Annotated in this window: 9 protein-coding genes and 2 other RNA genes; 7 read left to right on the forward strand and 4 right to left on the reverse strand. The window is 55.1% G+C overall.

The annotated features are described in order from the left end of the window. Nucleotides 1-79: 79 nt before the first annotated feature. Nucleotides 80-1,252: an aspartate aminotransferase family protein gene (locus tag D7X94_RS10690; protein ID WP_120427711.1), complete on the forward strand. Its 1,173-nt coding sequence runs from the start codon at nt 80-82 to the stop codon at nt 1,250-1,252. 2 nt (nt 1,253-1,254) lie between these two features. Beyond that, nucleotides 1,255-2,166 (forward strand): ornithine carbamoyltransferase, encoded by a 912-nt coding sequence (gene argF / locus D7X94_RS10695; protein ID WP_120427712.1) that lies wholly within the window; start codon nt 1,255-1,257, stop codon nt 2,164-2,166. Between the two features lie 767 nt (nt 2,167-2,933). Here argF and D7X94_RS10700 read toward each other — a convergent pair. Continuing rightward, nucleotides 2,934-4,157, reverse strand: a complete 1,224-nt coding sequence (locus D7X94_RS10700) for an AI-2E family transporter (RefSeq protein ID WP_330558200.1) — start codon at nt 4,155-4,157, stop codon at nt 2,934-2,936. Next, nucleotides 4,121-4,381, reverse strand: a complete 261-nt coding sequence (locus tag D7X94_RS10705) for a helix-turn-helix domain-containing protein (protein WP_120427714.1) — start codon at nt 4,379-4,381, stop codon at nt 4,121-4,123. Before D7X94_RS10705 ends, D7X94_RS10700 begins: the two co-directional genes overlap by 37 nt. Nucleotides 4,382-4,631: 250 nt before the next feature. Here D7X94_RS10705 and D7X94_RS10710 point away from each other — a divergent pair, with 250 nt between their 5' ends. Together D7X94_RS10710 and rnpB are read left to right on the forward strand one after the other, a co-directional pair. Next, complete coding sequence (locus D7X94_RS10710) at nt 4,632-6,092, forward strand: nicotinate phosphoribosyltransferase (protein ID WP_442857903.1); 1,461 nt, start codon at nt 4,632-4,634, stop codon at nt 6,090-6,092. 33 nt (nt 6,093-6,125) lie between these two features. Further along, nucleotides 6,126-6,502, forward strand: an RNA gene (rnpB, locus tag D7X94_RS10715) — RNase P RNA component class A. A 36-nt stretch (nt 6,503-6,538) separates the two neighbouring features. Here the strand turns inward: rnpB and D7X94_RS10720 are convergent. Next, on the reverse strand, nt 6,539-7,057 hold the full coding sequence (locus D7X94_RS10720; protein WP_279221776.1) for a GNAT family N-acetyltransferase: 519 nt from the start codon (nt 7,055-7,057) through the stop codon (nt 6,539-6,541). A gap of 47 nt (nt 7,058-7,104) precedes the next feature. On the opposite strand from D7X94_RS10720, the gene D7X94_RS10725 reads away from it, so the two are divergent. Together D7X94_RS10725 and D7X94_RS10730 are read left to right on the forward strand one after the other, a co-directional pair. Continuing rightward, nucleotides 7,105-8,076 carry a ComEC/Rec2 family competence protein gene (locus tag D7X94_RS10725; RefSeq protein WP_120427716.1) on the forward strand — a complete coding sequence of 324 codons (972 nt, stop codon included), beginning with the start codon at nt 7,105-7,107 and terminating at the stop codon, nt 8,074-8,076. Next, a complete protein-coding gene (locus D7X94_RS10730; RefSeq protein WP_120427717.1) occupies nt 8,048-8,269 on the forward strand; it encodes a DUF3006 domain-containing protein in 222 nt (73 codons plus the stop codon). Before D7X94_RS10725 ends, D7X94_RS10730 begins: the two co-directional genes overlap by 29 nt. Before the next feature lie 642 nt (nt 8,270-8,911). On the opposite strand, the gene D7X94_RS10735 is transcribed toward D7X94_RS10730, so the two are convergent. Further along, complete coding sequence (locus tag D7X94_RS10735) at nt 8,912-9,892, reverse strand: LacI family DNA-binding transcriptional regulator (RefSeq protein WP_120427718.1); 981 nt, start codon at nt 9,890-9,892, stop codon at nt 8,912-8,914. A 293-nt stretch (nt 9,893-10,185) separates the two neighbouring features. On the opposite strand from D7X94_RS10735, the gene ssrA reads away from it, so the two are divergent. Continuing rightward, nucleotides 10,186-10,537, forward strand: a transfer-messenger RNA (tmRNA) gene (gene ssrA / locus D7X94_RS10740). The last annotated feature ends 174 nt before the right edge of the window (nt 10,538-10,711 follow it).

Raw genomic sequence — 10,711 nt, forward strand, 5'->3', positions numbered from 1 at the left:
TCTCAACGGGGCGGGCCGGCGTGGGGAACTGCCGGGCATGCCTTAATTATGGATGGAAAGATAGAAAGGAGTGGCTTTTTTGACCTTTCAGGAGATCAAAGATCAGGAGCAGGCCTACATCATGCATACCTATGGCCGGGTGGACGCCGCCCTGGTGAAGGGCAGAAACGCCCGTGCCTGGGACGCCGAGGGCAAGGAGTACATTGACTTTACCTCCGGCATCGGCGTGAACTCCCTGGGCTACAGCGACCCCCAGTGGACCGCCGCCGTGGCGGCCCAGGCGGGGGAGATTCAGCACCTGTGCAACTACTACTACTCCCCCCAGAACACCGCCCTGGCGGAGGAGCTGTGCAAAGCCGCCGGAATGGCCCAGGCCTTTTTCTGCAATTCCGGGGCCGAGGCCAACGAGTGCGCCATTAAAATCGCCCGGAAATACGGGGAGAAGCGGGGCGCGGACAAGATCGTCACCCTCAACAACTCCTTCCACGGCCGGACGCTGACCACCCTGGCCGCCACGGGCCAGGAGGCCTTCCACAAGGACTTCCTTCCCCTGACAGAGGGCTTCCTCTATGCGGAGGGGGGAGACTTGGAGGCCGTGGCCGCCCTGCTGGACGGCTCCGTCTGCGCCGTGCTCATCGAGACGGTCCAGGGCGAGGGCGGCGTGGTGCCCATGGACGAGGGCTTTGTTCAGGGCTTTTCCAGGCTTTGCCGAGAAAGGGACGTGCTGTTCATGGTGGACGAGGTCCAGACCGGTGTGGGCCGCACCGGGCATTTCTACAGCTACCAGGGCTACGGCGTCCAGCCGGACGTGGCCACCAGCGCCAAGGGTCTGGCGGGGGGCCTGCCCATCGGTGTCTGTCTGGTAAAGGAGAGGCTGCGGAATATCCTGAAGCCCGGCCAGCAGGGGTCCACCTTTGGGGGGAATCCGGTGGTCTGCGCGGGAGCACGTGAGGTGGTCCGGCGGGTGAACGACCCGGCGTTCCTGGGGGCCGTGGAGGAAAAGGGAGCCTATTTCCGGGAGAAGCTCCTGGCTATGCCCCAGGTGGACTTTGTCCGGGGCAGGGGGCTGATGCTGGGGATCAAGCTGAAATCCGGGGACGCCCACGATGTGCTTACGAAATGCGCGGAAGCGGGGCTTCTGGTGCTCACCGCCAAGGAGCTGGTCCGGTTCCTGCCGCCTCTGACCATCACCCAGGAGGAGATGGACGAGGGCCTGGAAAAATTCGCGAAAGTATTGCGGGAGGTTGACTGACTATGAAGCATCTTTTGAAGCTGCTGGACATGACCGGAGAGGAGATCATTGAAGTCCTCAACCTGGCCGACCAGCTGAAGTATGAGACCAAGCACGGCATCGAGCACCACCATCTCAAGGGCAAATGCCTGGGGATGATCTTCGAGAAGTCCTCCACCCGCACCCGGGTGTCCTTTGAGGTGGGTATCAACCAGCTGGGGGGCTATGCAGTGGTGCTGGGGGCCCAGGGGTCCCAGATCGGCCGGGGCGAGCCGGTGCAGGACACCGCCCGGGTGCTGTCCCGGTATGTGGACGGCATTATGATCCGCACCTTTGAGCAGCAGGAGGTGGAGGATCTGGCAAAATACGGCAGCGTGCCGGTGATCAACGGCCTTACGGACTTCTGCCATCCCTGCCAGGTTCTGGCGGACCTGATGACCGTGCGGGAGTTCAAGGGCTCGCTGGAGGGCTTGAAGCTGTGCTTCATCGGGGACGGCAACAACATGATGAACTCCCTGATCGTGGGGGGCCTGAAGGTGGGCATGGCGGTGTCCGTGGCCTGCCCGGAGGGATACCGCCCGCCCCAGGAGATTCTGGACTTTGCCAATGGCTATGACTGCTTTGAACTCACCGATGATCCCATGCGTGCCGCCAAGGACGCGGATGTGGTGATCACCGATGTGTGGACCTCCATGGGACAGGAGGAGGAGCGCCAGAAACGGGAAGCCGCTTTTGCCGGGTACTGTGTGAACCAGGAGCTCATGGCCCAGGCCAAGCCCGATGCCATGGTGCAGCACTGCCTGCCCGCCCACCGGGGGGAGGAGATCGCCGAGGAGGTGTTCGAGGCCCACGCCCAGTACATTTTCGAAGAGGCGGAGAACCGGCTTCACGCCCAGAAAGCCGTCATGGTCAAGACCATGGCGGGCAACGGGTAAGGCTTTCTGACCCGCCGAAGGCTGTCCAGGATAAAAGTTTTTGATCAAACATTTTTCAAAAAGTTTGTGGGAGTTTGAGGGCAACGCCCTCAAGGTCTTTTCCCTTGACCTTAACACCTGAGAAAACAACGCAGGAGGGTAGCATAAACGTCCCGGTGGGACGTTTTGCGTAGGGGACCCTCGTAGGGGGGCCCCTGTTTCGCCTGCTTTGCAGGCGAGAAGCCCTTGGAAATCGGAACCAGCCAGCTCTGCGGGCAGCAGTTTTCGCCGTGTGCCAGCTTCGCGTGCGAATAGCCCGCCGAACGCATTCCACCCAGCGCGCGCCCTCAAAAATATCGCGAATAAAAGCGTGTTTTATATGGGCGCGTGGGTGCTCGGGCTGGCTGATTGCGGAGCACAGGGCCGGGCGAGTGTTTTGGCTGATTCCAGGCGCACAGAGCTGGTGGGTTCCGGAACGAGGGCGCTTGCGCCCTCGTTGCGCAATTCTTGCGCAAATTCACCCGCAAAAATGCGCTTCTCAGGTGTTTCAGGTCAAGAGATAAGACCTTGGAGGCGTTGGCTCTCAGCTACCGCTTCGGTCGGTTCGCAGCGTGTCTGCCACTGGCAGACGCTCACCCTCCAAACCTCCACAACCTTTGAAAAGGGTGCTGGTCCTCAGTGGGGACCGTCAAGCACCGACCGAACTGGCAGGTGAGACGACGAAACTTTTACGCTGGTTAGCTGAGCGCGATATCAAAAAACCCGCCTGGAAAGCCCCGGCGGGTTTTCTATTCTGCTTTGGAGGGGGGCGGGGAGAGGGCCGGAAGGATGCCCGCCGTCCGCAGCATGGCGTACAGCGTAAAAAATCCCGCTGTGTAGAGCAGCACCCAGAGGCTTCCCGCCGCCAGGGAGAAATAGACAGCGGCCAGCATGGCCAGGGGATGGATCTTCACCGTGGAGGCCACCAGTTTGGGTTCCACCACCTGACGGATGCAAGTCATCACCAACCATCCGATCAGTACCCCGATGCTCCGGCCATATTCTCCGATGAGGGCCTGGTACACCGCCACCGGCGTAAAGACGATGCCTGGGCCTAGCACAGGCAGTACATCGGCAATGCAGGTGAGAACAGCTGTTAGAAGCGGGTAGGGGATGCCCAGAATAGACAGAATCACAAAGGCCTCGCAAAAGCTGATAAAGTAGATCAGCGCGTAGGAGAGAGCATACCGCCTGCCGGTTCCAGAAGAACTTTTCACAGCAGCCCTGGCAAGAGAAAGCGTTTTTTTGCCTAGAATTCTCCTGCCCCACGCTTTGATTGTACCGTAGTCTTTGGCGAAAAAATACGCTGAAAATGCCGTCGCCAGCAACAGGGCCAGCAGTGTGGGAAGAGACGTCAACACAGCAAGTGCCTGAGAAAGTATGGTGACGGCAAGCCCCGCGCTGTTCTTAAAAAACTCCACCAGATTCTGACGGTTGCGTTCCCAGAAATTTCCGTCAAGGCTCTGGAAAAAACCGCCGATTTGCCGGAAAAAGCTCTGTACCGCCGGAGAGAATTCGGGGAATCCGCCTTGGGTGGCTTTTATCAAAAAAATTGTCATTTCTTTCGCGGCAACGAAGAGAAGCAGCAGCAGTACGATCAGAAAAAGAGACAGGGCTAAAGCGGTTATCCCGCCAGAAGCCCAGTTATGGTTTAAATGAAGTTTGTGTTCGGCAAAGCGAATCACCGGCTGCAATATGGCTGCAACCAGCAGTCCCAAAAGGAAAGGCAATGTATAAAAAAAGGTAATTTTCCACAACAGAAATAGGAGAGTGTATGCTCCCCAAAAAATCCCTGCCGGCGCCAGCCGTTTGAGCTCTTCCCAGCAAAGCACGCCGCATCCCTCCTGTTTTTGCCGCTTACAGGTTAATATGGGGGAATTCCGGCAAAATATGCGTACAGAAAAGAAAACAGCGGTTTTCGCGCATGGGACACAGGCTATCGCTCTCGCATATCCTTGCCTGTCAGCAGCCACATGACAGACACGTTCAGGATTTTTGAGAGAGCCAAAAGCTCCATGTCGGTCACATAACGGATCTGCCCTTCCAGCTTTGATAAGCCGGAGGCGTTTAAATCCACACCCCGTACCTGCAATTGAGCCAGCAGTTCTTTTTGCTTCATGCCCTGGCTCTTACGGGCAGTTTCCACTCTTGCTCCGATGAGGTTTTTGGTTCCAAGGGGTTGCCCACGCAGTCTCATAGCTCATTCTCCTAGTTATATTCTTCTCAACACAAACATAATCCATTTAACTAAGTATTATAATGGAACAATCATTAGAAATCAAGAGTTTTCGGTAAAATAATTTGTCATTATTCTCAAATCGCAAAATGGCACTGTACTTTTCCCGTTTTGCCTGTTATAATGGAGACAAGATTAGCAGAATATTCATTGTTCCCCGGTCCTTATGTACAAGAGCTTCGTAATCACAGAAAACAACGATGAAAGGACGATTTTTTTGAGCAGAAAGTTTTCAGAACGTGAACTCACCATGCTTACGGATTTTTATGAGCTGACCATGGCCAATGGCTATTTTCTCGGTGGTTTTCAGGATACCACTTGTTATTTCGATATGTTTTTCCGCAGGGTGCCGGATAACGGCGGGTTTGCCATCATGGCCGGTGTGGAGCAGCTGGTAGACTATCTGAAAGGTCTGCGTTTTACGGAAGAGGACGTGGAATATCTCCAGTCCCGAAACATTTTCAGCAACGAGTTTCTTGATTATCTGAGAAATTTCCGGTTTTCCTGCGATGTTTGGGCTGTACCTGAAGGTACGCCGGTTTTTCCGGGCGAACCTATTGTCACGGTGCGTGGTCCGGCCATCCAGGCCCAGTTTGTGGAGACGATGGTGTTGCTGTGCATCAACCATCAGAGCCTGATTGCCACAAAGGCCAACCGCATTGTCCGGGCGGCCCAGGGCAGGGCGGTAATGGAATTTGGCTCCCGCCGGGCCCAGGGCTTTGACGGCGCGGTCTATGGGGCCCGGGCGGCTTATATCGGCGGCTGCGCGGGAACAGCCTGCACGGTCAGCGATCAGCTTTTTGGCGTGCCGGCTCTGGGCACCATGGCCCACAGCTGGGTGCAGCTTTTCGACACGGAGTACGACGCTTTCAAGGCGTATGCCCAGGCCTATCCTAGCAATTGCGTCTTGCTGGTAGACACCTATAATGTGCTGAAATCCGGCGTGCCGAACGCCATCAAAATCTTCAATGAGGTGCTGGGTCCCAAGGGCTTCCGGCCCAAAGGTATCCGCATTGACAGCGGCGACATTACCTATCTGTCCCGGAAAGCCCGGAAAATGCTGGATGACGCGGGCTTTGAGGATTGTCCTATCTGCGCCTCCAATTCCCTGGATGAATATATTATCCGGGATATGCTGGCCCAGGGGGCAAAGGTGGATTCCTTCGGCGTAGGCGAGCGGCTGATTACTTCCTCTTCTGAACCCGTGTTCGGCGGAGTTTATAAACTGGTGGGCGTGGAGAATCAGGACGGCTCCATCACCCCCAAGATTAAGATCAGCGAGAATGTGGCAAAAATTACCACGCCCGGCTTTAAAAGTGTCTGGAGGTTGTTCGACAAGGAGACGGACAAGGCCATTGCGGATGTGGTGGCGATGCACGACGAGGTGATCGACGAGGAGAATCCCTATGTGCTGTTTGACCCCGACCACACCTGGAAGCGCAAAACTGTCGAGAACTTCCACGCGGTGCCCCTGCTGGTCCAGATTTTCAAAGACGGCGAATGCGTATATACTCCCAGGGCACTGAACGCCATCAAGGCCTACTGCGCCGCCCAAGTGGACTCCCTCTGGGAAGAGGTCACCCGCTTTGAGAACCCCCACAACTATTATGTGGACCTGTCCCAGAGGCTGTGGGATGAAAAGAACCGGATGCTTTCCGAAAAAAACTATTGACGGGCGAAGCGGTTTCCGGTAGAATATTCTATGTGAGCAAGCCGGGCAGTTGCGGGCGCGAGGCGAAAGCGCGCGTCTGAGGAAAGTCCGAGCTCCACAGGGCAAGGATAACGGCTAACAGCCGCCGGGGGCGACCCTAGGGATAGTGCAACAGAGATATACCGCCGGAGATGGGCCCTGGGCCAATCTCTCAGGCAAGGGTGGAAAGGCGAGGTAAGAGCTCACCGGCGCGCGGGAGACCGCGCGGCCCTGTAAACCCTATCCGGAGCAACACCGTGGTATCGGGACAGGCGGTTTCACCGCCGGCGTGGCCCGCGCGTTCCGTGGAGGTGGCGTGAGCCTGCTGGCAACGGCAGGCCAAGATAGATGACTGCTCAAGACAGAACTCGGCTTACAGACTTGGTCACAGAAAGGGGCGCTTCCAGCGTCCCTTTTTCCTTGCATTTTTATTCATCCAGGGGAATGTTCCAGTAGTTCAGGTCCTCCCGTAAGGAAAAGCCTATGCTCTTCCAGAAATTGTTGCCAAGCCGGTTGTTCCGAAAGGCCACCAGGGCCGCTTTCCGGATGCCTTGGGCTTTCAGTGCGGCTAGGGCGCTGCGGACGAGAGCTCTCCCGATCCCCTGAAGGCGCTGAGATTCCCCCACGGCCAGGTGGTAAAGAAAGCCCCGGCGGCCATCGTGTCCGGCAAGAATGGCCCCCACGATCCGGCCCTCGGCTTCCGCCGCGAAGCAGGTGTCCGGGTTGCGGCGGAGATACTGGCGGATGCCCTCGGGGGAGTCATCGGCGCTGTTCAGCCCCATGCCGGGGGTAGCGGTCCACAGCGCAAGGAGCTGGGGAAAATCTTCTTCTTTCAGCAGTCGAATGGTCATATACATCCCTCTTTCTATGCAAGAATATGAATAATTATACATATTCTTTCTGGTCTTGTCAAGTGGGGGAGAATGGGAATCTATTTTGCGTTGCAAACGGAAAGAAAATGAGGTATAATAAGCTGGGATAAGGTGGGGATGCTATGGGAAGCTCCTGGGCGCGAGTCTATCGAAAGCGCGTTACCTGGCTGAAAAGAATATTCCTTCTGCTGCTGGCCGGGGGATACCTGTTTGCCCTCACGCCCCCTGGGACGCGGCTGGTGCGGGAGGTTTGCTATGAGCTGGGGCTGAATGACCGCCGGGGGGAGACGGAGCTCCTGGAAATCCATGCCATCGACGTGGGCAAGGCGGATGCTTTGCTGATTCGGAGCCAGGGCCACGCGGCTCTCCTGGATGCCGGAAAAGGGGTATCCGCGTCTTTGGTGGAGGAGTATTTGCGCAACCATCAGGTGGATTCCCTGGATTACCTCATTATGTCCCATCCCGATGGGGACCACATTGGCGGAATGCCGTCTCTGTTCGCCCAGGTGGAGGTAAACTGCTTTGTGCAGGCGGTCCTTCCGGAAGATCTTGTACCAGCCAGCCGGGAATATCGGGAGCTGACCGGACAATTGAAGAAAAGAGGAGTTCCCCGTTTGGCGTTGGAACCAGGGGAGAGCTTTTCCTTAGGCGCGGCGAAGATCACAGCGCTGGGTCCGGTGGAGCCCTATGACAATGCCAATGATGCCTCGTTAGTGCTTCGTCTGGATTGCCAAGGTTTTTCCGCGCTTTTCTGCGGAGACATGGAGGATGCGGCAGAGCAGGACCTTATCCTCAGCGGACAGGATCTGGATGTGGATTTGTTGAAAGTGGGGCATCACGGCAGCGATACATCCAGCAGCTTTCGGTTTGTGTGGGAGACTTCTCCCAAATACGCGCTGGTTTCTTCAGGCTTTGATAGAAATCACCTGCCCAAGGATGACGTGCTGGCCCGTCTGGAGTACGCCGGCGCGGAGATCTACCGTACGGATATTCATGGGAACATTGCGTTCTTTTTTGATGGAGACAACATTTCCGCAAGACTGGAAAAGGAGGAAAATATAGGGTATGAGACAGTTGATCGTCGACCGTTTTGATGGGAAATATGCCATCTGTGAGGACAAAGAGCAAAAATATTTTGCCATAGAAACCAGTGAGCTGCCCAGCGGTGTGGGGGAGGGCAGCGTGCTGACGATTACCAGTGAGGGAGAGCTGCTTTTAGACGAGGCGGAAACGCAGGCCCGCAGAGAACGGATTGCCGCGAAACAGCGCCGGGCATTCCGTCAATAAAGCATACTTTTTGAGAGTGGTGCTCGCTTCGCTGCGCAGGCCTCCGGCGGTTTAGGGGTTCCACTCACCTGCCGGTTCGGTCAGCGACGGGAAATCGCCACTGGCGATTGTCGCCCCCTAAAAACCCCGCAGCCTTTGAGAAAGGCAAGACTTCGTGAAACGAAGTCTACGAAACATTTTACGCTAGTTGGCTTTTGCGCACTCAGCCAGCCAGGGTAAAAGTTTTGTCCACTTTTTCAAAAGTGGCGTGGTGTGGAGCAGCGCTCCACGGTCTTGCCCTTGACCTTAACACCTGAGAAGCGCATTTTTTGAAGTGGTGAATCATAGTTAAAGCTCGCTGCGCTCGGTTAACTATCCGAGTTTTGCTTTGCAAAACATCGGCAAGAGGAAACGGAGAGTTCATCTCGCACGGCGAGATGAATCTCTTTTGCAACTGAGAAAAAAAGTTTCCTAGTCCCGGAGTAACCCAGCTCTGGGCATCCAGCACTCAACTTGGCAGAGTTTTCCGTAGGAAAACGGAAAGATAAACCGAGCTGCGCGAGTGTTTATCTTTTTGTCACGACCGCGAAACCCAGCCCACGCATTTCGCTTTGCTTGGTGCGGTGTGCCGTTTCCCCCATAAAAACTCCCAGAAAGTATAAGTTACGGAACAAGAGGGCGAATAGAGTCCCGAAGCAGCAGGCAGGGGCAGATTTTTCGATGCTGGGGCTGAGGATAGAGTCCGGTGTTCATGCCGGAGATCAGATCCGCTGCTGTCTCCACGATTTCTTCCATGGGATGGGCGATTACGGAGATCCCCAGAGCCTGAGCCCAGCTGGAATCGTCGTAGACCAGGAAACTGATATCTTCGGGAACCCGCAGGCCAAGCCGGGTGATGGCGGTATAGGCCTTCAGGCCAGACATTTCTGCCACGGCCATGATGGCGGTGGGGCGGTATTTTTGGATAGACTGGATCAAACCCTCTAACTCCACCTGGCCATGAAAAAGATTGATAGGGATTTCAGGTTGGGAGATCCCCGCTTTTTCATAAGCCAGCTGGCAGCCCCGCATCCGTACGGCGTCGTCTGAAGCAAAGAGGATGCGTCGGTGTCCCTGCTGTAGCAGATGGGTTACACCGGTTTCCATGCCAGTGACATCGGGGTAGGAGATAGAGCTGATTTCGTCATAGACATGGGAATGCAGCTGTAAAAACTTCGTGGGAGAATCCGGACGGAACAGTTTGGCTAGATTGGGATCAAAGACGCTGTGAATGGGGGAGAATACAATACATTCCACCCGGTAGGAAAGAAACAGCAGCACAGAATCCAAGAGCTCCTGGTCATATTTGGTGTCTGGGGTCATAATGGCGGAGTAGTCGTAGCGGTTCCTCAGAACATCGCTGATTTTCGAAATCATCCGGATATAAAAGGAGTTTCGTGGGTCTGGGTCCAAAAAAGCCACGGTATGATTATTTTGCTTTTTCAGCATGCTGGCCGCCACGCTGGGTGTATAGTTCAGCTGGCGGGCAGCCTCTAGTACCCGATTGCGGGTTTCTTCCGTGACGACCTTTTCCCCCCGGAATACCCGGGAAACAGTAGCCGCAGACACTCCGGCCAATTTGGCGACATCTTTACTGGTACACATTTATTCTAACCTTCCTTTGGGTAATCTCCGATTGGAAATCAAAATAGAGAGAATGGCATATGTTCCGCCTACATTATATCACAGAATCGAAAAGAATTGATGCAAAAGAATGACACGAATTTTCTGGAAGATTACGGCAAAATGACGGGGATTTCTCGCCTTCACAACGGGCTGGTGAAATAAGGAATACAGAAACGAAAGATTGATATAAAATAGGCAAAAAAAGAGCAAAAAGTTCTTGCTAAAACCATACGGGAGGGTGTATACTATATATGTAGGATAGTTTCCCTCATGGGGATGTAAAGGTTTCGACGGGGGAGGGAAACCTTGGTAAGCGGGCAGCGGCGCAGAACCGCTATAAAAGCTGTAAACTTTTCAATTAAACGACAACGATTTTGTTGCTGTTGCTGCTTAAATAAGCAGCCGTTCTTGCTCGGAATACCGCGGCCGGGATAAGAGCGTCGATGAGCGGTGAACGTGAGCGAGGGGGCCGCCTTTGACCCTTGCCATGACAAAGAAGGCTGCCAAAGCCCGGGGCTTGCTTTTGAGCACTGGGCTGCGGGAGAGATAAATCAAAAGCTACGCCCGTAGAAAGCCCTGGCGCCCCTTTTTCGGACGCGGGTTCGATTCCCGCCATCTCCACCATCCTAGGAAAACCAAAAAGATATTTGGGCAAAAAACCGCGTAACCACGCGGTTTTTTGCATCTCAAAAGCCTGGATTTGAAAAGTGCGAAAACGTGGATGGCAGTAAGCGAAAAATAGATTCGAACCCTCGTAAAAAAGGAAAAAAGCAAGAGCGGTTCCCATAAGGAGCCGCT

It is taken from the genome of Acutalibacter sp. 1XD8-33 (genome assembly GCF_003612555.1).
GTDB lineage: Bacteria > Bacillota > Clostridia > Oscillospirales > Acutalibacteraceae > Acutalibacter.

Coding starts and splice junctions, on each gene's coding strand:
- D7X94_RS10735 (WP_120427718.1), bottom strand. CDS start 9,892: ATGTGTACCAGTAAAGATGTCGCCAAATTGGCCGGAGTGTCTGCGGCT.
- D7X94_RS10730 (WP_120427717.1), top strand. CDS start 8,048: ATGAGACAGTTGATCGTCGACCGTTTTGATGGGAAATATGCCATCTGT.
- D7X94_RS10705 (WP_120427714.1), bottom strand. CDS start 4,381: ATGAGACTGCGTGGGCAACCCCTTGGAACCAAAAACCTCATCGGAGCA.
- argF (WP_120427712.1), top strand. CDS start 1,255: ATGAAGCATCTTTTGAAGCTGCTGGACATGACCGGAGAGGAGATCATT.
- D7X94_RS10725 (WP_120427716.1), top strand. CDS start 7,105: ATGGGAAGCTCCTGGGCGCGAGTCTATCGAAAGCGCGTTACCTGGCTG.